We start from the raw sequence: 21,666 nt of genomic DNA, 5'->3' as shown, positions 1-21,666 counted from the left end.
TGCCCATGTCCGAAGACAACATCCTCACGCCCAGCGGCTGGATTCGCGGCCGCCTGGTGCACGAACACGGCAAAGTGGTCGCCGTCCAAGGCACCCCGTGCGACCCGGCTGACAACGACCTGCCCTACTTGCTGCCGGGTTTCATCGACCTGCATGTGCACGGCGGTGGCGGCAAAGACATCATGGAAGGCGCAGACGCCTTCGCGACCATCACCCGCACCCACGTGCGTTTTGGCACGACGTCGCTGCTGGCCACCACCATGACGGCGCCGGTGAACGAGATCTCCCGCGTGCTCGGCGAGCTTGGCAGCTTCTGCGAGCAGCGCCCGACCGGCAGCGCCCGCGTACTCGGGGTGCACCTGGAAGGCCCCTATATCAATCCGGGCAAACTCGGCGCGCAACCCAACTTCGCCCACACCGCGCTGATGGCCGAAGTGGAAGCCTACCTGCGCCTGGCGCCGATCCGGGTGATCACCATCGCCCCGGAAATCGCCGGGCATGACGGCCTGATCCGCGCCCTCAGCCAACGCGGCGTGCGCATGCAGATCGGCCACACATTGGGCAGTTATGAAGAAGGCGTCGCCGCCCTCGCCGCCGGCGCTACCAGCTTCACGCATTTGTACAACGCCATGAGCCCGCTGCATCACCGCGAACCGGGCATCGTCGGCGCCGCCCTGGCCCACGCCAAGTACGCCGAGTTGATCCCCGACTTGCTGCACGTACACCCCGGCGCCATGCGCGTGGCCCTGCGCTCGATCCCGTGCCTGTACTGCGTCACCGATTCCACCGCCGCCGCCGGCATGCCCGACGGCGAATACAAGCTGGGCAGCCACACCGTGACCAAATGCCTGGGCGGCGTGCGCCTGGCCGACGGCACCCTGGCCGGCAGCACGCTGACCATGGACCAGGCGCTGCGCAACCTGGTGAAAATCGGCCTGCCCGTCAGCGAAGCCTCACAACGCCTGTCGCAATTTCCTGCGGATTACCTGGGCCTGGAAGAACGCGGCCGCCTGCAACCCGGCAGCTTCGCCGACTGCGTACGCCTGGACCGCTCCCTGCACCTCACCGACGTAATGGTCGAAGGAGAAACCATTGACTTCAAAAATGCTTGAAGAGGCCCTGGCCTCCTGTGATGCCGTGGCCGCGCAACTGCAGCGCCTGGACCCGCTGCTGGAGGAAATCGCCGGTCGCCTGCGCCGCCAGCCGCCGCAAGTGGCAATGACCATTGCCCGTGGCAGCTCGGACCACGCCGCGAGCTACTTCGCCTACCTGGCCATGCAGCACGTGGGCATTCCGGTGGCGTCGCTGCCGATGTCAGTGGTGACCCTGTTGCAGGCGCCATTGAAAGTCAGCGGTCAGGTGGCATTCGGTTTCTCGCAGTCGGGGCAAAGCCCGGACTTGGTCAACAGCCTGCGCTTGCTGCGCAAACGCGGTGCCCTGAGCATTTCGCTGGTCAACGCTGAAGACTCGCCACTGGAAGCCGCCTGCGAATTCCACCTGCCGCTGTGCGCCGGGCCGGAACACAGCGTGGCCGCGACCAAAAGCTTCATCGCCACCCTCAGCGCCAGCGCGCAGTTGATTGGCCACTGGAACCAGGAAGCCGCCTTGCTGCAAGCCTGCCGCGCGCTGCCCGATGAACTGCGTGCAGCGGCCAAACAGGATTGGAGCAGCGCCATCGAGGCCCTGCGTGGCTGCCAGCAATTGATGGTGATCGGCCGTGGCGCCGGTTTTGCCATCGCCCAGGAAGCTGCGCTCAAGCTCAAGGAAACCTCGGCGATCCAGGCCGAAGCCTTCAGCAGCGCTGAAGTCCGCCACGGGCCGATGGCCTTGATCGACGAAAACTACCCACTGCTGGTATTCGCCCCACGTGGCGCCGAGCAAGCCGGGCTGCTGAGCCTGGCCGCCGACATGCGCCAACGCGGCGCGCGCGTGCTGCTGGCTGCGCCAGACGATATCGCCGAGCGCGACCTGACCCTGAGCCGCGCCGAACACCCAAGCCTGGACCCGATCCTGGCGATTCAAAGCTTCTACGTAATGGCCGCCGGCCTGGCGCAAGCCCGGGGCATGGACCCCGACCAGCCGCGTCACCTGAGCAAAGTTACCCGCACTCACTGAGTCGATTGCCGTGTTTTCCTGATGAGTACCGTGCCCATGTCCAACAACAATAATGAATTGACCCTCAGCGCCCCACTCAGTGGCCCGGTGCTCGCCCTGGGCGAGGTGCCCGACGAAGTGTTCGCCAGTGGTGCCATGGGTGACGGTATCGCCATCGACCCGCTGAACGATTGCCTGCACGCACCGTGTGACGGGGTGATCATCCATGTCGCGCGCACCGGGCATGCCCTGACGATTCGTGCCGAAAACGGCGCCGAGGTGCTGATGCACGTGGGCATCGACACGGTGGAACTCAATGGCGAAGGGTTTGCGCTGCTGGTCAAGGAAGGCGCACGGGTGAGCAAGGGCCAGGCGCTGGTGCAGTTTGATCTGGACCGCATTGCGCGCCAGTGCAAAAGCCTGGTCAGCCTGATTATCCTGACCAATGGCGAGCGTTTTGAGCTGCGGCCGGTGGCAGGAAAAATCACCCAGGTCGGTGAGCCGTTGCTGCACATCGTCACGCGCTCAGCGACCACCCAGCAGGCGGTTGTGGATAACTCGGTCACCGAAGTCCGCGCCTGCGTGCGCATTACACACCGTGGCGGTTTGCATGCGCGCCCCGCCGCATTGATCCGCAAAACCGCACAGGGTTTCAGCAGCCACGCGCACTTGCACTTCGCGGGCAAGTCAGCGCCGTGCGACAGCCTGATTGGCTTGATGGGGCTGGGGATCGGTGAAGGCGACGAAGTGCGCGTCACTTGCCGCGGCAAGGATTGCGAGGCGGCGTTGCAGGCGTTGGTGGCGGCGCTGTCCGTGGCGGTCAGCGAAGAACATCACGCGCCCGTGGCGGTCGCCCCACGCAAGGCGAACACCGAAGCCGGTGTGTTGCAAGGCGTGTGCGCGGCACCCGGCCTGGTCTGCGGGCCGCTGTTGCGTCTCACCGGTATAGAACTGCCGGCCGACACCGGCAATCACTCGGCCGATGAACAACTGCAACGTTTGGACACGGCCCTTGAGCAAGTGCGTGGCGAGATCCGCACGACCCTGGACCACGCCCGCCAACGCAAAAACGTCGAAGAAGAAGAGATCTTCGCCGCCCACCTCGCCCTGCTGGAAGACCCGGCCCTGCTGGACGCGGCCACCGCGGCCATCGAACAAGGCAGCGCCGCCACCCACGCCTGGCGCGATGCAATCCAGGCGCAATGCGCGGTGTTGCTGGCGTTGGGCAAACCGCTGTTCGCCGAGCGCGCCAACGACCTGCGCGACTTGCAGCAACGCGTGCTGCGTTCACTGCTGGGCGAAACCTGGCATTTCGAATTGCCCGCCGGGGCGATTGTCAGCGCCCACGAGCTGACGCCGTCCGACCTGCTGCAACTGAGTGCGCAACACGCGGCCGGCATCTGCATGGCCGAAGGCGGTGCTACGTCCCACGTGGCCATTTTGGCTCGCGGCAAAGGCTTGCCCTGCGTGGTGGCGCTGGGCGCAGCAGTGCTTGATGTGCCCCAAGGCCAACGCGTGGTGCTCGACGCGGTCAATGGGCGCCTGGAACTGACGCCCAGCGAGGCGCGTCACGCTGAAGTGCACCAAATTCGCGACGCGCAAAAACTGCGCCGCCAGCAGCAACAGACACAAGCACAAGAACCGGCGCACACCCGCGATGGCGTGTGTATTGAAGTGGCCGCCAACGTCGCCTCCAGCGCCGAGGCCCATGTGGCGTTTGAAAACGGCGCCGATGGCGTCGGCCTGCTGCGCACCGAATTCCTCTTCGTCGATCGCCGCACCGCGCCGGATGAACAAGAGCAGCGCCAAGCCTACCAAGCCGTGCTGGATGCCATGGGCGACAAGTCGGTGATCATCCGCACCATCGACGTGGGCGGCGACAAGCAGCTCGACTACCTGCCGCTGCCCGTGGAGGCCAACCCGGTGTTGGGCCTGCGCGGTATCCGCATGGCCCAGGTGCGGCCCGAACTGCTCGACCAGCAACTGCGCGCGCTGCTGCAAGTCAGCCCCTTGGCACGGTGCCGCATTCTGCTGCCGATGGTCAGCGAAGTGGATGAACTGCTGCAGATCCGCCAGCGCCTGGACGAGTTGTGTGCCGAGTTGGGGCTGACTCAGCGCCCGGAGCTGGGCGTGATGATCGAAGTACCCGCCGCCGCGTTGATGGCCGAGCAGTTGGCCCAGCACGCCGACTTCCTCTCCATCGGCACCAATGACCTGTCCCAGTACACCCTGGCCATGGACCGCGACCACGCCGGCCTTGCCGCGCGGGTCGATGCCTTGCACCCGGCGCTGCTGCGCCTGATCGCGCAAACCTGCGCGGGCGCCGCCAAGCATGGGCGTTGGGTCGGCGTTTGCGGTGCCCTCGCGTCCGATCCGCTGGCCACGCCAGTGCTGGTCGGACTGGGCGTCAGCGAGCTGTCGGTGAGCCCGCCACAGATCGGAGAAATCAAGGACCGCGTCCGTCACCTGGACGCGGCTCACTGCCGGCAACTGAGTCTTGGCCTGCTCGACCTGAGCAGCGCCAAGGCGGTTCGCCAAGCCTGCCAACACCACTGGCCGCTGAGCTGACAACAACAAGAAAAAGGGAGACACGCCATGTACCAACATTTTATCGAAGGCTTACAACGCCTGGGCCGCGCGCTGATGCTGCCGATCGCGATTCTGCCGATCGCCGGCCTCTTGCTGCGCCTGGGCGACACCGACTTGCTCAACATCGCCGTGATGCACGACGCCGGGCAAGCGATCTTCGCCAACCTCGCGCTGATCTTCGCCATCGGTATTGCCGTGGGGTTTGCCCGCGACAATAACGGCACGGCGGGCCTGGCCGGTGCAATTGGTTACCTGGTGATGGTTTCCACGCTCAAGGTGATGGACACCACCATCAACATGGGCATGCTCGCCGGTATCGCCAGCGGCTTGATGGCGGGCGGGCTGTACAACCGCTTCAAGGACATCAAGTTGCCCGAATACCTGGCCTTCTTTGGCGGGCGACGTTTTGTGCCGATTGTCACCGGCTTTTCGGCAGTGGCCCTGGGCGTGATCTTTGGCCTGATCTGGCCGCCGATCCAGCACGGCATTAACAGTTTCGGTGTGCTGCTGATGGAAAGCGGCAGCTTTGGCGCCTTCGTGTTCGGCGTGTTCAACCGCCTGCTGATCGTCACCGGCCTGCACCATATCCTCAACAACATGGCGTGGTTCGTGTTCGGCACCTTCACCGACCCGACCACCGGCGCCGTCGTCACGGGCGACCTGACCCGCTACTTTGCCGGCGACCCCAAAGGTGGCCAGTTCATGACCGGCATGTTCCCGGTGATGCTCTTCGGCCTGCCCGCCGCCTGCCTGGCGATGTACCGCAACGCCCTGCCGGAGCGCCGCAAGGTGATGGGCGGGATTTTCCTGTCGATGGCGCTGACCTCGTTCTTGACCGGCGTGACGGAGCCGATTGAGTTCGCGTTCATGTTCCTCGCGCCGTTTTTGTACCTGATTCACGCGGTACTCACCGGCCTGTCGATGGCCGTGACCAACATGCTGAATATCCACCTCGGCTTTACCTTCTCCGGTGGGTTTATCGACATGGTGCTGGGCTGGGGCAAGTCCACCAACGGCTGGCTGGTGTTCCCGGTCGGCCTGGCGTACGCGGTGATCTACTACAGCGTGTTCAACTACTGCATTCGCCGCTTCAACCTGAAGACGCCGGGGCGTGAAGACATCCAGGTGGTGCAGGCCGAAGCGATGAGTGATAACCAACGGGCCGGCGCCTACATCCGTGCGCTGGGCGGTGCAGCGAATTTGCTGAGTGTCGGCGCCTGCACCACCCGCCTGCGCCTGGACATGGTGGATCGCAACAAAGCAGTGGACGCGGATTTGAAAGCACTTGGCGCCATGGCCGTGGTTCGCCCAGGCAATGGCGGGAGCTTGCAGGTGGTGGTCGGGCCGATGGCCGACAGCATTGCTGACGAGATTCGCTTGGCCATGCCATCGTTTGTTGCCAGTGCGCCCGTGGCGGCTGCACCTGTGGATAAGCCGGTTGCGGTGAATGTGCAGGAGGCCGAGAAATGGCTGAAGGCCTTGGGTGGCCGCGAAAATGTACGCCAGCTGGACGCCGTGGCGATGACCCGGTTGCGGGTGGAATTGGGGGATGATTCGGTGTTGTCCGAGACTGATCTGACGGCGCTCGGTTGCCAGGGCGTGAGCCAGTTGGATAGCGGTGTTTGGCACTTGTTGATTGGTGACAAGGCCTCGGGGTTGAGTGAGGCGCTGGAGCGGTTGGTCAGTGGCCGTGAGGTCGGCGCCAGGGTCTAGCGCCGTAGCGGCTGTTCTGGCCTCATCGCGGGCAAGCCCGGCTCCCACATTTGACTGTATTCACAGCTCAAAATGTGGGAGCGGGCTTGCCCGCGATTGGGCCCGACAGGCGCCCGATTACTTCGGTTCAGGCACCTCAACTAAATCCAACACCCGATCCACCATCAACTGGATACCCTCCAGCATCCGATGAATTCCCAGCACCGCATCACGCTGCGGGCCGTCGATGTCAAACGCCAGATTGCCCGCCAGTGCTTGCACGGATGCCAGGTCTTGGGAGGCATTGGCCAGGAGGGTTTCGCTGTTCAGATTGGGGAGTACGGTGAAGATTTGATCGGTGGGCGAATTACCAACCTGCTGGGATTCGGATTGAAACATGGTTGAACCAGACCGCAAGTTTTCGCTGATCATCATAAAGCTCCAGACGTAATAGGCTCCTGGTGAAATTCAGGCTTGCAGTCCTGGTCACCACATTGGCAGCAACCCGAGAAGATTAGTGACGCCAGTTCCGAGGGACAACCTGAAAGGCATGTGGGAAAGGTCTGAGGTGCCTGTCCCGACGCCTTCGCAGGCAAGCCCGCTCCCACAGTTTGATCGGTGCCCGACGTGGCAATGCGGTCAAATGTGGGAGCGGGCTTGCTCGCGAAGAGGCCATCACAGCCAACAAAAAACCCGCTGACCAAACTGGCCCAGCGGGTTTCTTGTTTTCACAGCCAGCACATCAAAAATCCGCCAGCTGCCACACCTCATACGCCGGTGTCTCATACGGGTGACTCAGTTTGAGCGCAGCCACTACAGCCACAATCAACTCATCCGCCACCACCAGCTCAACCTTCCATTCTTCAACCACTTCAACCTGGCCCACTTGCCCGATAAACGGCTGACTGCCGTCCAACGCGCGGAATTGGCCCTGGCCCAGCACTTGCCAGGCACAGCTGTCGTAGTTGCCGATGCGCCCGCCGCCAGCAGCGAAGACGGCGGTTTTCACCGTCTCCACATGGCTTGCGGGCACAAAGAAAGCGAGCTTGTACACCGCCTTAGTTCACCCACACGCGGGCGTTGCGGAACATGCGCATCCAGGCGCCGTCTTCGTTCCACTCTTCCGGGCGCCACGAGTTCTGCACGGCGCGGAATACACGCTCCGGGTGCGGCATCATGATGGTCACGCGGCCGTCGCGGCTGGTCAGGCCGGTGATCCCGCGCGGCGAGCCGTTCGGGTTGGCCGGGTAGCTTTCGGTGACCTTGCCGTGGTTATCGACAAACCGCATCGCCACGCAGCCGGACAGGTCGGCTTCGAGCAGGGCTTCTTCGCTTTCGAACTCGGCATGGCCTTCGCCGTGGGCGATGGCGATTGGCATGCGCGAACCGGCCATGCCTTGCAGGAAGATCGAGTTGGACTCCTGCACCTGCACCATGGCCACACGGGCTTCGAACTGCTCGGAACGGTTACGCACAAAGTGCGGCCAGAACTCGCTGCCCGGGATCAGTTCGCTGAGGTTGGACATCATCTGGCAACCGTTGCACACACCCAGGGTGAAGCTGTCGTTGCGCTCGAAGAAGCCTTGGAACGCATCACGCGCACGGCTGTTGAACAGCGCCGACTTGGCCCAGCCTTCACCCGCACCCAGCACGTCGCCGTAGGAGAAACCACCGCAGGCGACGAGGCCTTTGAACGCGTTGAGGTCAACGCGACCGGCGAGGATGTCGCTCATGTGCACGTCGATCGCATTGAAGCCGGCGCGGTCGAACGCAGCCGCCATTTCCACCTGGCCGTTGACGCCCTGCTCACGCAGTACCGCAACTTGTGGCCGAATGCCTTTTTTGATGTAAGGCGCGGCGATGTCCTGGTTGACGTCGAAGCTGAGCTTGGTACTCAAGCCCGGGTTGTCTTCTTCCAGGATCACGTCGAATTCCTGCTCGGCGCAGTCGGCGTTGTCACGCAGGCGTTGGATCTGGTAGCTGGTCTCGGCCCACTGGCGTTGCAGCAGACGGCGCTGGCCGGCAAACACAGTGTCGCCATTGAAGGAGATGTTGACCTCACCGTTGTTGATCGGCTGACCGATCACTGCCACGCAGTCGTCCAGGCCGGCGGCGCTGAATTGTGCGAGCACGTCTGGCGTGGCGTCCTGGCGAACCTGGATCACGGCGCCCAACTCTTCGTTGAACAGGATGCCGTTGATTTCGGACGCATCCTCGGCAACGCTGTCGAGCACGATGTTCAGGCCGCAGTGACCGGCGAAGGCCATTTCTACAACGCTGGTCAGCAAGCCGCCGTCGGAACGGTCGTGGTAAGCCAGCAGGTGGCCGTCGGCGTTCAAACCCTGGATCACGGCGAAGAAGGCTTTCAGGTCTTCGGCGTCATCCACGTCCGGCGCGTGCTTGCCGAGCTTGCCGTGGGTTTGCGCGAGGATCGAGGCGCCCATGCGGTTCTGGCCACGACCCAGGTCGATCAGGATCAGATCGGTGGTGCCCTTGTCCATGCGCAGTTGCGGGGTCAGGGTCTGGCGGATGTCGGTCACCGGTGCAAAACCGGTAACGATCAACGACAGCGGCGAGGTCACGCTCTTGTCGGTGCCGTCTTCGTTCCAACGGGTGGCCATGGACATCGAGTCCTTGCCCACCGGAATGGTGATGCCCAGCTCAGGGCACAGCTCCATGCCGACAGCCTTGACGGTGTCGTACAGGCGCGCATCTTCACCTGGGTGACCGGCAGCGGACATCCAGTTGGCCGACAGCTTGATGTCGGACAGCTTGCCGATGCGGGAGGCGGCGATGTTGGTGAGGGTTTCACCAATGGCCATGCGGCCCGACGCCGGAGCATCCAGCAGGGCCAGCGGCGTGCGCTCGCCCATGGCCATGGCTTCACCGGTATAAACGTCGAAGCTGGTGGCGGTGACGGCAACGTCGGCCACCGGCACTTGCCATGGGCCAACCATTTGGTCACGGGCCACGAGGCCGGTGATGGTGCGGTCGCCGATGGTGATCAGAAAGCTTTTGCTCGCCACGGCCGGGTGGTGCAGCACGCGTTCGATGCTGTCGGCCAGTTCGAGAGTGCTTGGGTCGAAGTCGTCGCCCAGCTCGGCTTCACGCACCGCCGAACGGTGCATGCGCGGGGCCTTGCCCAGCAGCACTTCCAGCGGCATGTCGACCGGGCTGTTGCCGAAGTGGCTGTCGGTGACCGTCAGTTGCGGCTCGGCAGTGGCTTCGCCGACCACGGCAAACGGGCAACGCTCACGCTCGCAGATGGCCTGGAAGCGCGCGAAGTCTTCAGGGCCAACGGCCAGTACGTAGCGTTCCTGGGATTCGTTACTCCAGATTTCGTGCGGGGCCATGCCCGGCTCGTCGTTTGGAATGTTGCGCAGTTCGAAACGACCGCCACGCTCGCCATCGTTGACCAGTTCCGGGAAGGCGTTGGACAAACCGCCGGCGCCGACGTCGTGGATGAAGCTGATCGGGTTCTTGTCACCCAGCTGCCAGCAACGGTCGATGACTTCCTGGCAGCGGCGTTCCATCTCTGGGTTTTCGCGCTGTACGGAAGCAAAATCCAGGTCGGCCGAGCTGGTGCCGGTGGCCATGGAGGAAGCAGCGCCGCCGCCCAGGCCGATCAACATGGCCGGGCCGCCGAGTACGATCAGCTTGGAGCCGACCAGAATCTCGCCTTTCTTGACGTGTTCTTCACGGATGTTGCCCATGCCGCCGGCCAACATGATTGGCTTGTGGTAGCCGCGCACTTCATCGCCACGCGGCGTGGTGATGGACTGTTCAAAGGTACGGAAGTAACCGGTCAGGGCCGGACGCCCGAATTCGTTGTTGAACGCGGCGCCGCCCAGCGGGCCTTCGATCATGATGTCCAGCGCGGTCACGATGCGCTCGGGCTTGCCGTACGGCACTTCCCACGGCTGTTCGAAACCTGGGATCTGCAGGTTGGACACGGTGAAACCGGTCAGGCCCGCCTTTGGCTTGGCGCCACGGCCGGTGGCGCCTTCGTCGCGGATTTCGCCGCCCGAACCCGTAGCTGCGCCCGGGAACGGGGCAATTGCGGTCGGGTGGTTGTGGGTCTCAACCTTCATCAGGATGTGCACCGGCTCCTGCACCGCGCCGTACTGGCGGGTCTCAGGGTCCGGGAAGAAACGGCCGGCCACCGAGCCGACGATCACCGAGGCGTTGTCCTTATAAGCCGACAGAACGCCTTCGCTGTGCATCACGTAGGTGTTCTTGATCATGCCGAACAGGCTTTTTTCCTGGCTTTGGCCGTCGATGTCCCAACTGGCGTTGAAGATCTTGTGACGGCAATGCTCGGAGTTGGCCTGCGCAAACATCATCAGCTCGATGTCGTGCGGGTTGCGCTTCAAGCCGTTGAAGGCGTTGACCAGGTAGTCGATCTCGTCTTCGGCCAGGGCCAGGCCCAGTTCGGTGTTGGCCTTCTCGAGGGCGGCGCGGCCACCGCCGAGCACGTCGATCGCAGTCAGCGGCTTGGGTTCGGCGTGGCTGAACAGGCCGGCAGCCTGTTCCAGCTGGCTGACGATGATCTGCGTCATGCGGTCGTGCAGGCTGCTGGCGATCAGCTCGGCTTCGGCATCGCTGAACTGGCCGGCAACATAGAAAGCGATACCGCGCTCCAGACGCTGGATTTTTTCCAGGCCACAGTTGCGGGCGATATCACTGGCCTTGCTCGACCAGGGCGAGATGGTGCCGAACCGCGGCAGAACCAGGAACAAGCGGCCGTCAGGCTCTTGAACGGGAACGCTTGGGCCGTACTTCAGAAGGCGCGCCAGCACTTGCTGTTCGTCGGCGGTCAACACGCCGGTGACGTCGGCGAAGTGAGCAAATTCAGCATACAAGCCTGTAACCGCTGGAACCTTCTGGCTCAGTTGCTCAAGGAGTTTGCTGTGGCGAAAGGCAGAAAGGGCAGGAGCGCCGCGCAGGATCAACATCTTCGGGACAGCCTCGGGAAGGGGGTGTGCTTTGAGGCCGTGCATTCTAGCGTAAACCATCGCCAACGGCACCCGAAACGGCACGGCTGGCCGCTGCCGAACGTCAGTTGGCACGGTTTGCACAGTATCGGGGCATTTTGCGGGGCTGGGCGCGCAGTTATTTTAACCGTCACAAACCCTCGCCAACCCGCGTTTCTGCGGGCTGCAGCCCGGTTCTGCGGGCGCTAGCAGACAAGTCCGCTGCTGTCGAGATATGGCGCTGAGGGTCGTTTGCGTATACTGCGCAGATGTTCTCCCCTACTGCTTTGCGCCCGCGATGCGCCAAATGGCTGATCGCAACCGGACTCTTCCTGATGCTCAGCGCCTGTGTTGATAAACCCAGCACGCTCGAGCGAATCAAGGAGGATGGCGTATTGCGGGTGATCACCCGAAACAGCCCGGCCACGTATTTCCAGGACCGCAACGGTGAAACCGGTTTCGAATACGAACTGGTCAAGCGGTTTGCCGACGACCTGGGCGTGAAGCTGGAAATCGAGACCGCCGACAACCTCGATGACCTGTTCGGCCAGTTGGGCAAACCCAACGGCCCGGTTCTAGCCGCCGCCGGTCTGGTCAGCAGCGAACAACGCGAACAACAGGTGCGCTTCTCGCACCCTTACCTGGAAGTGACGCCGCAGATCATCTACCGCAACGGCCAGTCGCGCCCCACCACCGCAGCCGACCTGGTGGGCAAGAAGATCATGGTGCTCAAGGGCAGCACCCACGCCGAGCAATTGGCCGAGCTGAAAAAGCAAAATCCCGCGATTGAATACGAAGAGTCCGACGCCGTTGAAGTCGTCGACCTGCTGCGCATGGTCGACGAGGGGCAAATCGACCTGACCCTGGTGGACTCCAACGAAGTCGCGATGAACCAGGTGTACTTCCCCAACGTGCGCGTGGCCTTCGACCTCGGCAATGCCAGCCACCAAAGCTGGGCCGTGGCGGCAGGCGATGACAATAGCCTGCTCAACGAGATCAACAGCTACCTGGACAAGGTGGAAAAGAACGGCACCCTGCAGCGTCTTAAAGACCGCTATTACGGGCACGTCGATGTTCTCGGTTACGTCGGCGCCTACACCTTTGCCCAGCACTTGCAGCAACGCCTGCCCAAATACGAGAAGCATTTTCGGACTTACGCCAAGGAAGAAAAAGTCGACTGGCGCCTATTGGCGGCCATCGGCTATCAGGAATCACTGTGGCAACCGGCCGTCACCTCCAAGACCGGCGTGCGTGGCCTGATGATGCTGACCCAGAACACCGCCCAGGCCATGGGCGTGTCCAACCGCCTGGATGCCAAGCAAAGCATCATGGGCGGCGCCAAATACCTGGCGAAAATCAAGGATGAGCTGGACGACAGCATCGCCGAGCCGGATCGCACCTGGTTCGCCCTCGCCGCCTACAACGTCGGCACCGGCCATCTCGAAGACGCGCGCACATTGGCGAAGAAGGACGGCCTGAACCCCAACAAATGGCTGGACGTGAAGAAGATGCTGCCGCGCCTGGCGCAGAAGCAGTGGTACAGCAAAACCCGCTATGGCTATGCGCGCGGCGGTGAGCCGGTGCATTTTGTGGCGAACATCCGGCGTTACTACGACATCCTCACCTGGGTGACCCAGCCGCAGCTGGAAGGCAACCAGGTGGTCGACGGCAATTTGCATGTGCCGGGCGTGGACAAGACCAAGCCGCCGGAAGATAACCCGCAGCTGTAAGCCACTCGCCCAAACACCCCAAAACCCGTGTGGGAGCGGGCTTGCTCGCGACAGCGGTGTGTCAGTCGACACATTCAGTGACTGGCACTCCTTCTTCGCGAGCAAGCCCGCTCCCACATTTTTGAGCTGCGCCTGGCTTCAGAGACCCGTGAGCAAATGCACGACGCCGCCGCCCAACACCATCACCCCCGGCACACCCGCCGCCTTTAACGCCGGCTCATCCAACCGCGCCGCATCCTGCAGTTGCACACGCACCCGCGTCAGCGCCACGCGTTGCTGCGACTTGAGGTTATCCGCGCCACCCAATGCACTCAGCACGCTGGCCGACAACAGACTCGGCGTCGGCGCCGCGACCGTCTCGGCAATCAAATCCGGGGTCAGGGCTTTCCAGAACGCCCGCTGCAATTTCTCGAACATGCTCAGTGCTCCACGACAGGTGAGGTTTGAACGGTAGCCGCGTGGTACTGGCGCAGGGCCTCGCGTACGTGCGCGGCTTCTTCCAGGCCCAGCACCTGGCGGGCAATGATCTGGCAGTCAGCCAGGTCCAGCTCGCGCACGGTGGCCTTGATGGTCGGGATCAGCGGCACGCTGACCGACAACTCATCCACGCCTAGCCCGATCAACATGGGTACCGCCAACGCTTCGGACGCCAACGCGCCACACACGCCCACCCACTTGCCATGGGCATGCGCGGCCTTGACGGTGGTGGCGATCAGGCGCAACACCGCAGGGTGAAAGCTGTCAGCCTGGCTGGCCAGCCGTGGGTGATCACGGTCCATGGCCAAAGTGTATTGGGTGAGGTCATTGGTGCCCATGGAGAAAAAGTCCACATGCGGGGCAAAGACATCGGCCATCAGCGCCGCAGACGGCACCTCGATCATGATGCCCAGCTTCGGCAACGCTTCGAGCCCCAGCGCCAGCGCTTCCTCTTCAAGAATCCTGCGCGCCAGGTGCAGCTCCGAGAGCAGGCTGACCATTGGTAACATGATGTGCAGCCGCGCCAAACCGGCGCTGGCAAGGATCGCGCGAAACTGTTCGCGCAGGAGCTCCGGGCGTTCCAGGCACAGGCGGATACCGCGCAAGCCCAAAAACGGGTTGATCTCGCTTTCCATCGGCACATAGGCCAACGGCTTGTCGCCCCCCACGTCCAGGGTGCGCACGACCAAATTACGCTCAGTGCCCAGGGCGCGGGCGATGGCGCTGTAGGTGCCCGCTTGCTCCTCGGGGCTGGGTGCGCGGTTGCGGTCCAGGTAGAGAAATTCCGAACGCAGCAGGCCGACGCCTTCACCGCCCAGGGCCAGGGATTGCTCCACTTCCTGCAATGAAGCGACGTTGGCCGTGACCTCAACGTGATGACCGTCGCGGGTCGTGGCCGGCAAGGCCGCCTGCGCCACCTCACGCTGACGGCGCTGCACTTGCTGATCACGGGCCGCCTGCAGTGTCTCGATTTCAGCCAGGTCTGGCTCCAGGTGCAGCTCGCCTTTGTCGGCGTCAAGCAGGACTTGTTTGCCATTAGCCAGTGCCAACACCTGCCCTGGCACACCGCAAATCGCCGGCAGGCCGAGCGCACGGGCGAGGATCGCCACATGACTGGTCGCGCCGCCGCCGACAGTGACAAACCCCAGCACCTTGCGCGTATCCAGGCTGGCGGTTTGTGACGGCGTCAGTTGCTCGGCGATCAGGATGGCCTGCTCGGGCAAGTCCCATGCGCGGTCCTGGATACCGAGAAGCAGCTTCAACACGCGCTGGCCGACATCGGCCAAATCCGCCGCGCGCTCGGCGAGCAACGCATTGCCCAGGCCCTGGAACAGCTTGGCGGTGGCAACGGTGGTGCTGTTCCAGGCAAAGGCGGCGCTTTTGCCTTCGGCCAGCAGGCCGTGGGCTTGCTCCAGCAGGGTCGGGTCTTCGAGCAACTCCTGATGGGCCCTGAAAATTTCGGCCTGGGCGCTGCCGGCCGCCTTGGCTTGCAGGGTTTGCAGCGCCTCGGTCGCCGCCAGCAGGCCACGCGTCAACGCGTCGCGCTCGGCGGTTTCGCCAGTGCCGTTTTCAATGATGTTCAGCTCCGGTTCTGCCACCTGCACAACCTGGCCAAATGCCGAACCCGGTGACGCACACACGCCACGCAGCAACGCGGCCGACGACACGGGCGCGACTGCCTCAATCACCTGCGCCGGTGCCGCAACCGTTTCGCCGCAGCCCTCGGCCAACAGCGCGACCAATGCCTTGATCGCCGCGTCGGCATCGTTACCTGCCGCACTGACCTGCAAGGTGTCGCCCTGTGCGGTTTGCAGCGCCATGATCGCCACCAGGGATTTTGCGTTGGCGCTTTGGGTTTGCTTGTGCAAATAAATGCTCGCCTCAAAACCCTTGGCCGCCTGGGCAAGCACCGCCGCAGGGCGGGCGTGCAAGCCATTGGCGTTGGGCAAGCTCAGCGGCTTGGAGAACAGGGCCTCACCCTCCTCCTGCGCGACTGCTGCAGTTGCCTCGCCGGGTGATACTCGCAGCAGCGGCTGGCCCACATCCACGCAATTGCCGTCGGGCGCCAACAGCGTAAACGGCTCGCCGCTGACCACCAGCATCAAGGTCAACAAACTGCGCGCAGTGAGCGCCACGTAATCGGCATCGAATTCAATCAGCGGCTGCCCAGCTTCCACTCGCTGGCCTTCCTGCACCAGCCGCGTGAAGCCCTGGCCTGCCAGGTTCACCGTGTCCAGGCCGATATGCATCAACACCTGGACGCCGTTGTCGTCGGTAACGCTGACCGCATGGCCACTGTCCTGAAGACTGCTGATCACCCCGGCCAGCGGCGCGCAAAGGGTCTGCGAGGTGGGATCGATGCACAGGCCGTCGCCGATCATGCGACTGGCGAACACCGGGTCGGGCACCTGATCCAGGGCCAGCAGCACGCCCGATAGCGGCGCCAGCAGTTCCAGGGGTTGCGTTGTGGTCATGACTTCACCTGCTGTTTTGTTCTGTAAAAATCATAGGGCGAACGAAGATCCAATGTGGGAGCTGGCTTGCCTGCGATGCTGGCGACTCGGTTTCTCAGTAAAACCGAGGTGTTGCTATCGCAGGCAAGCCAGCTCCCACATAAAACTCATTCACTTAAATCCGCGTTATTTCCACCAATATTCGACCTGCACACCCACATTCGAGCCATGCCGCGCTGTGCCGTAGGCGCCGGTGTCGGACAACGCCGAGCCCGCCGCCAATTCATTCGCCGCGCGCTTGGCCGCTTCGTTCCAGGTTGCATAGGTGTAGTACAAACGCACTTCCGGCCGCGCCCAGAAATCCGGGCCATTGGGCGACCAGGTCGGGGCGAAGGTGATTTTGCTCAGCTTGCGCGTGCCACCGGTGGCGTCGACCTGATCATGCCCAAGTTCGGTGACCAGTTTGAACTGCTCGCTGATGGCATACGCCGGGCGCACGCCGATGGACATCCAGGTTTGGTCCTGGCTGCCAGGGCGAATATCTTTTTGATACACCGCCTCGACCTGCCCGCCGAAACGCGGGGTCACCTGCCAGTCGAAAAACTCCACGGCGCGGTAGCTTTTACTGCTGTTATCCAACGCCGTGTTGCCGGTGTAGCCCAAGCCCGTGCCGGGGCCTTCGCCGTACTGCAAGGCGAATTTGTTTTTGCCGCCCAGGAAAGGTTTTTGCACATGCTGCGCCGTGATCGCCCAACCGCTGTTGGCGTCACGACCACCGGCTTTTTCGATGTAGCTCAAGCCGAACTCCAGTTCACCGCCGGGGTTAGTCTTGAACCCCGCGACGTTGAAGTCGTGACGGGTGGCGTATTCCTTCTGGTACAGGTTGTCCTTGCGGGAAATGGCGTAGCTGTATTTGAGGTCGCCGATCAGCACGTCCTCGACGCCGCCGCCCGTGGCGCTCTGGTTCCAGTAGTAGAAGTCGGAGATATGGATGTCGTTACGTTTGTAGTAACGCCGGCCCGCCCACACCGAGCCGCCATTGAGGCTGGGCAAATTGGACCACTGCGCATACATCTGCGGCATGCGCGCCGAGCCGTTGTCTTCGCCCTGGAACTTCAGGGCACGGTCGTACTTGTTGTACAGCGATGCCATGGCATCGACGCTGAGCACCGAGCCGTCGTCGAGGGTCAACAGGTCCTGGCGCAGCTCAAGCTCGGCGTACTGCTCGCATTCGTTACCCAGACGGTATTTGGATTGCGCCCCCGGCAACTGGAAGCACTGCTGCTTGCCACTGCCCGTTGAAGTGCCCGCGCCGCTGCGCAAGTAACCGGCAAATTCCAGGGCCTGCGCGGCAAAAGGTGCGGTGAGGCATGACGCAATGAGGCCCAGCTTTATTGTTGTTTTCATGAAGCACTCCTTTTATTTTTATTTTTTTCTTACTTTTTGTCTTTCGCGCGGCGTGCAGGGGCCTGCTCGCTGGCAATGGCGCGCTCAGGGCGCTATCGCCGGCAAGTGGGCTCCTACGGGTGACCCGCGGTGTTTCAGTCGGTCAGGTGCAGTACGAAAGATTCATAGGGGCGCAACACCACCGTGGCCGTACGCAACGGGCAATCGGGGTAGTTGCTGATCAGCAGGCGCTGCGCGCTCGACGCGTTGATCACGCCTTGCGGCAGCTGGATTTCGCAGGGTTTGCCATAGAAGTTGTTCACCACCAGCAAGCGTTCGCCATGGCCTTCGCGCAGGTAGGCCCAGACCTGAAGGTGGTCTTGCAGCAGTGGGCGATAAACCCCCGCCTGAATCAGCGGCTCATGCCGACGCAACGCAATCAGCGCACGGTAGTGATGCAGCACCGAATCCGGGTCATCCCGTTGGCTTTCGACGTTGATCTGCGCCGCGTTGGCTGGAATACCGATCCAGGGTTCACCGCTGCTGAAACCGGCGTTGACTTCAGTGCTCCACTGCATCGGCGTGCGGCCGTTGTCGCGCGACTTCTGCATGATCGCCGCCATGCTCGAGGCCTCGGACTCACCGGCATCGCGCTTGAGCCGGAAGATGTTCAGGGTCTCGACATCGCGGTACTGCTCGATCGTGTTGAAGCCAGGATTGGTCATGCCCAACTCTTCGCCCTGGTACACATACGGCGTGCCCTGAAGGAAGTGCAGCGCCGTGGCGAGCATTTTGGCCGAGACCACGCGGTGCTCACCGTCGTCACCAAAACGCGAGACCACCCGCGGTTGGTCGTGGTTACACCAGAACAGCGCATTCCAGCCACCACCGGCCTGCATGCCCAGTTGCCAGTCAGAGAAAATTTGCTTGAGCTGCAGGAAATCAAAGTCGGCCTTCACCCACTTTTGCAGGTTCGGGTAATCGACCTTCAAGTGATGAAAGTTGAAGGTCATCGACAGCTCTTTCGACTCAGGATTGGAGTAGCGAATGCAGTGTTCCAGGCTGGTGGACGACATCTCGCCGACATTGATCAGGTCATGCCCTTCGAAGACTTCGCGGTGCATTTCCTGCAGGTATTCGTGCACGTTCGGGCCGTCGGTGTAGAAGCGACGACCATCCGTGTTGTCTTCGGGGAAATCGGCGGGCTTGGAGATCAGGTTGATCACGTCCAGGCGGAAACCGCCCACGCCTTTGTCGCGCCAGAAGCGCATCAACTTGAACACCTCGGCGCGCACTCGGGGGTTGTCCCAATTCAGGTCGGCCTGGGTGTGGTCGAACAGGTGCAGGAAGTACTGGCCGGTTTGCGCCTCGTATTCCCAGGCCGAACCGCCGAACTTGGATTCCCAGTTGTTCGGCTGGTCGCGCCAGATGTAGAAGTCGCGGTACGGGTTATCGAGGCTGCTGCGCGCCTGCTGGAACCACTCGTGCTCGATGGAGGTGTGGTTGACCACGATGTCGAGCATCAGCGTGATGCCGCGCTTGGCCGCTTCGCTGATCAGCAGGTCGCAGTCGGCCATGGTCCCGTAGCTTGGGTCGATGGCGTAGTAGTCGCTGATGTCATAGCCGTTGTCGCGCTGCGGCGAGCGCAGGAATGGGGTGATCCACAGGCAATCCACGCCCAGCCATTTCAGGTAATCGAGCTTGTCCACGATGCCCAGCAGGTCACCGGTGGCGTTACCCGCGTGGCTGTGGAAGCTTTTTGGGTAGATCTGGTAGATCACCGAGTGCTGCCAGTTTTGCATGGTGGGTTCCTTCAATTTGAAATGCGATAAACTGTGGGAGCTGGCTTGCCTGCGATAGCGGTAGGTCAGGCGACCCTGTATCCAGGCTGAACAATCTTCATGCTCAACACACAGGTCAAAACAAACGGCACGACAATCGCGATCGACATCCCAATCAAAAACACCGGGATGAACTGCGGAATAATCGAGATAAACCCAGGCAAGCCGCCCACCCCAATGGCAGAGGCCTGGACCTGGTTCATCGCCAGGAAAACACTGGCCATGGCCGAGCCGAGCAACGCTGAATAGAACGGAAACTTGAAGCGCAGATTGATGCCGAACATCGCCGGTTCAGTGATGCCGAAGTAAGCGGAGATTGCGGAGGTGGACGCCATGCTTTTGTCTCGTGCATTGCGCGTCATGTAGAACACCCCAAGCGCCGCACTGCCCTGGGCCAGGTTAGACATGACGATCATTGGCCAGATAAAGGTGCCACCCTGAATGGCGATCAATTGCAGGTCCACGGCAAGGAACATGTGGTGCATGCCGGTGATCACCAGCGGTGCAAACAGCAGACCGAATATCGCCCCGCCCAACATTGGCGCCAGGTCGAACAGCGTGACCAGGCCTTGGGTGATCAGGATGCCCAGGTGACGGGTCACAGGGCCGATAATCGCCAGCGCCAGCACGCCCGTGACGACAATGGTGGTGATTGGAATCACCAGCAATTGAATGGCATTGGGTACACGCGCCTTCAGCCATTTCTCGATGACGCTCATGACATAGGCGGCCATCAGGATCGGCAGTATTTGCCCCTGATAGCCCACCTTCTCGATTTTGAACCAGCCGAAAATATCGAAGTACGGCATGCTCTGGCCATCAAGCCCGCTGACCGCCTTACCGTAGTTCCAGGCATTGAGCAGGTCCGGGTGCACCAGCATCAGGCCGAGCACGATGCCGAGGATTTCACTGCCGCCAAACCGCTTGGCCGCCGACCAGCCCACCAGCGCGGGCAGGAACACAAACGAAGTGTTGGCCATCAGGTTGATCAGGCTCCACACCCCGTCTAGGTTCGGATAGGCCTCCAGCAAGGTCTTGTCCGCGATGAACATGCCCTTTGCGCCCATCAGGTTGTTCACACCCATGAGCAAGCCGGCAATGATCAGCGCCGGCAGGATCGGCATGAACACATCGGAGAACACCCGCACCAGGCGCTGCATAGGGTTGATCTTGTCAGCGCTTTTCTTTTTCACGTCGGCGATGGTGGAGGCGGCAAGACCGGTCTGCTCGCGCAGGGCGGCGTAAACCCGCTCCACTTCGCCGGGGCCGATCACCACCTGGAACAGGCCGCCGGTGAAGAACGACCCCTTGACCAGATCGACCTGGTTCAACGCACTGCTGTTGACCAGGCTCGGGTCCTTGAGCGCCAGGCGCAGGCGGGTCACGCAGTGGGCAGCCTGCTCAAGGTTGTCGCTGCCCCCAAGGTTCTCGAGAATCTCGCGGGCAATAGTCGAATAGTCGTGGCTCATGCTTGGTTTCCACTTTGATTTTTTTATTTGGGGGCAGTCATTGGCAGCACGCCGAGGGCAAAAGTACTCGTCTGTACGAGTTAAAGCAACAACTCGTCTGTACGAGTTACAAATAGTTTAATTTTCTGAATGTGGAGTCAGACTTTTCCTCTATTCCACAGGTGGCCAATGGACAAAGCCCACCTCTGCCACTAAGGTTCCTGCCTTGAACGCGCACTTCACCCTCATCAAGTCGGGCATAGAGCCATCCCCATGAGCAAATACAACCAGATCTATACGGATCTGCTTGCCAACATCACCACCGAACGCCTGCAACGCGGCACGCGCCTTCCCTCCGAAACCGAACTGATGGACGCCTACCAGGCCAGCCGTGGCACCGTGCGTCGCGCAATCGAGCAGCTGCAGGAGCGCGGTTTCGCGCAAAAAATTCACGGCAAGGGCACGTTCGTGCTGTCGCCCAACCCGATCGAGTTTCAACTGGGCGGCATCGTCAGCTTCCACGAAACCCACGCTGACCTGGGCGATGACGTACGCACCGAAGTCGTCGAGTTCAGCCAAGTCCCGCTGGAAGGTTCACTGCTGCAACACATCGAGGCCGAACCCGGCACTCTGATCACGCGGATCAAACGGGTACGGCGCATCGGCGGCAAACGGGTGATCCTCGACATCAACTACTTCGTTGCCGAACTGATCCCCGGTCTGGACCGCGACATCGCCGAACAGTCCATCTACGCGTTTATCGAACAAACGCTGCAGCTGCAGATCAGCTACGCGCAACGCACCATCGAAGCGCTGCCGCGCAGCAAGGACGATCAGACCCACCTGGACCTCGAAGGTCAGAGCCATGTGATCGTGGTGAGTAACCAGACGTTTTTGCAGGATGGGCGGCAGTTCGAGTACACCGAGTCGCGGCATACGCTGGACAAGTTTTACTTCTCGGATATTGCGCGGCGCTGAGGCCA

At 62.2% G+C, this 21,666-nt stretch carries 14 protein-coding genes; 6 read left to right on the top strand and 8 right to left on the bottom strand.

The features are described 5' to 3' along the window. The first annotated feature begins 5 nt into the window (after positions 1 to 5). From nagA to nagE, 4 genes are read left to right on the top strand one after another with little or no spacing between them, the layout of a single operon-like run. Positions 6 to 1,112 (top strand): N-acetylglucosamine-6-phosphate deacetylase, encoded by a 1,107-nt coding sequence (gene nagA / locus AACW30_RS26355; RefSeq protein WP_200623835.1) that lies wholly within the window; start codon positions 6 to 8, stop codon positions 1,110 to 1,112. Next, complete coding sequence (locus AACW30_RS26350) at positions 1,093 to 2,115, top strand: SIS domain-containing protein (RefSeq protein WP_119736857.1); 1,023 nt, start codon at positions 1,093 to 1,095, stop codon at positions 2,113 to 2,115. The genes nagA and AACW30_RS26350 overlap by 20 nt, the downstream gene beginning before the upstream one ends. A 36-nt stretch (positions 2,116 to 2,151) precedes the next feature. After that, positions 2,152 to 4,662, top strand: coding sequence for a phosphoenolpyruvate--protein phosphotransferase (ptsP, locus tag AACW30_RS26345; RefSeq protein ID WP_124418401.1), 2,511 nt, complete (start codon positions 2,152 to 2,154; stop codon positions 4,660 to 4,662). 27 nt (positions 4,663 to 4,689) lie between these two features. After that, on the top strand, positions 4,690 to 6,396 hold the full coding sequence (gene nagE / locus AACW30_RS26340; protein WP_200623834.1) for an N-acetylglucosamine-specific PTS transporter subunit IIBC: 1,707 nt from the start codon (positions 4,690 to 4,692) through the stop codon (positions 6,394 to 6,396). A 117-nt stretch (positions 6,397 to 6,513) separates the two neighbouring features. On the opposite strand, the gene AACW30_RS26335 is transcribed toward nagE, so the two are convergent. The 3 genes from AACW30_RS26335 to purL all read right to left on the bottom strand — a co-directional run bounded on the left by AACW30_RS26335 (position 6,514) and on the right by purL (position 11,330). Further along, the gene (locus AACW30_RS26335) at positions 6,514 to 6,774 is read right to left on the bottom strand and encodes a DUF6124 family protein (protein WP_200623873.1); all 261 of its coding nucleotides are present in this window, start codon (positions 6,772 to 6,774) and stop codon (positions 6,514 to 6,516) included. Between the two features lie 343 nt (positions 6,775 to 7,117). Continuing rightward, positions 7,118 to 7,429 (bottom strand): NGG1p interacting factor NIF3, encoded by a 312-nt coding sequence (locus AACW30_RS26330; protein WP_106578295.1) that lies wholly within the window; start codon positions 7,427 to 7,429, stop codon positions 7,118 to 7,120. Between the two features lie 4 nt (positions 7,430 to 7,433). After that, positions 7,434 to 11,330 carry a phosphoribosylformylglycinamidine synthase gene (purL, locus tag AACW30_RS26325; RefSeq protein ID WP_179609767.1) on the bottom strand — a complete coding sequence of 1,299 codons (3,897 nt, stop codon included), beginning with the start codon at positions 11,328 to 11,330 and terminating at the stop codon, positions 7,434 to 7,436. A gap of 287 nt (positions 11,331 to 11,617) precedes the next feature. Here purL and mltF point away from each other — a divergent pair, with 287 nt between their 5' ends. Further along, positions 11,618 to 13,078, top strand: coding sequence for a membrane-bound lytic murein transglycosylase MltF (gene mltF, locus AACW30_RS26320; RefSeq protein WP_106578293.1), 1,461 nt, complete (start codon positions 11,618 to 11,620; stop codon positions 13,076 to 13,078). 138 nt (positions 13,079 to 13,216) lie between these two features. Here mltF and AACW30_RS26315 read toward each other — a convergent pair whose 3' ends face one another. The 5 genes from AACW30_RS26315 to treP all read right to left on the bottom strand — a co-directional run bounded on the left by AACW30_RS26315 (position 13,217) and on the right by treP (position 20,704). Continuing rightward, the gene (locus AACW30_RS26315; RefSeq protein ID WP_169367541.1) at positions 13,217 to 13,495 is read right to left on the bottom strand and encodes a PTS transporter subunit EIIB; all 279 of its coding nucleotides are present in this window, start codon (positions 13,493 to 13,495) and stop codon (positions 13,217 to 13,219) included. A 2-nt stretch (positions 13,496 to 13,497) separates the two neighbouring features. Next, the gene (gene ptsP, locus AACW30_RS26310; RefSeq protein ID WP_200623833.1) at positions 13,498 to 16,029 is read right to left on the bottom strand and encodes a phosphoenolpyruvate--protein phosphotransferase; all 2,532 of its coding nucleotides are present in this window, start codon (positions 16,027 to 16,029) and stop codon (positions 13,498 to 13,500) included. 165 nt (positions 16,030 to 16,194) lie between these two features. After that, positions 16,195 to 17,415: a maltoporin gene (locus tag AACW30_RS26305; RefSeq protein WP_200623832.1), complete on the bottom strand. Its 1,221-nt coding sequence runs from the start codon at positions 17,413 to 17,415 to the stop codon at positions 16,195 to 16,197. Positions 17,416 to 17,549: 134 nt separating this feature from the next. Next, positions 17,550 to 19,196 carry an alpha,alpha-phosphotrehalase gene (treC, locus tag AACW30_RS26300; protein ID WP_200623831.1) on the bottom strand — a complete coding sequence of 549 codons (1,647 nt, stop codon included), beginning with the start codon at positions 19,194 to 19,196 and terminating at the stop codon, positions 17,550 to 17,552. Positions 19,197 to 19,261: 65 nt separating this feature from the next. Beyond that, positions 19,262 to 20,704, bottom strand: a complete 1,443-nt coding sequence (gene treP / locus AACW30_RS26295) for a PTS system trehalose-specific EIIBC component (RefSeq protein WP_119736847.1) — start codon at positions 20,702 to 20,704, stop codon at positions 19,262 to 19,264. A 252-nt stretch (positions 20,705 to 20,956) separates the two neighbouring features. Here treP and treR point away from each other — a divergent pair, with 252 nt between their 5' ends. Continuing rightward, positions 20,957 to 21,661 carry a trehalose operon repressor gene (gene treR, locus AACW30_RS26290; protein WP_200623830.1) on the top strand — a complete coding sequence of 235 codons (705 nt, stop codon included), beginning with the start codon at positions 20,957 to 20,959 and terminating at the stop codon, positions 21,659 to 21,661. Positions 21,662 to 21,666 lie beyond the last annotated feature (5 nt).

It is taken from the genome of Pseudomonas sp. MF6747 (assembly GCF_963890955.1).
Taxonomy (GTDB): domain Bacteria; phylum Pseudomonadota; class Gammaproteobacteria; order Pseudomonadales; family Pseudomonadaceae; genus Aquipseudomonas.
This window is presented reverse-complemented; position numbering and strand designations above follow the sequence as displayed.

Coding starts and splice junctions, on each gene's coding strand:
- nagA (WP_200623835.1), top strand. CDS start 6: ATGTCCGAAGACAACATCCTCACGCCCAGCGGCTGGATTCGCGGCCGC.
- ptsP (WP_124418401.1), top strand. CDS start 2,152: ATGTCCAACAACAATAATGAATTGACCCTCAGCGCCCCACTCAGTGGC.
- nagE (WP_200623834.1), top strand. CDS start 4,690: ATGTACCAACATTTTATCGAAGGCTTACAACGCCTGGGCCGCGCGCTG.
- AACW30_RS26335 (WP_200623873.1), bottom strand. CDS start 6,774: ATGTTTCAATCCGAATCCCAGCAGGTTGGTAATTCGCCCACCGATCAA.
- purL (WP_179609767.1), bottom strand. CDS start 11,330: ATGTTGATCCTGCGCGGCGCTCCTGCCCTTTCTGCCTTTCGCCACAGC.
- mltF (WP_106578293.1), top strand. CDS start 11,618: ATGTTCTCCCCTACTGCTTTGCGCCCGCGATGCGCCAAATGGCTGATC.
- AACW30_RS26315 (WP_169367541.1), bottom strand. CDS start 13,495: ATGTTCGAGAAATTGCAGCGGGCGTTCTGGAAAGCCCTGACCCCGGAT.
- ptsP (WP_200623833.1), bottom strand. CDS start 16,029: ATGACCACAACGCAACCCCTGGAACTGCTGGCGCCGCTATCGGGCGTG.
- AACW30_RS26305 (WP_200623832.1), bottom strand. CDS start 17,415: ATGAAAACAACAATAAAGCTGGGCCTCATTGCGTCATGCCTCACCGCA.
- treC (WP_200623831.1), bottom strand. CDS start 19,196: ATGCAAAACTGGCAGCACTCGGTGATCTACCAGATCTACCCAAAAAGC.
- treP (WP_119736847.1), bottom strand. CDS start 20,704: ATGAGCCACGACTATTCGACTATTGCCCGCGAGATTCTCGAGAACCTT.
- treR (WP_200623830.1), top strand. CDS start 20,957: ATGAGCAAATACAACCAGATCTATACGGATCTGCTTGCCAACATCACC.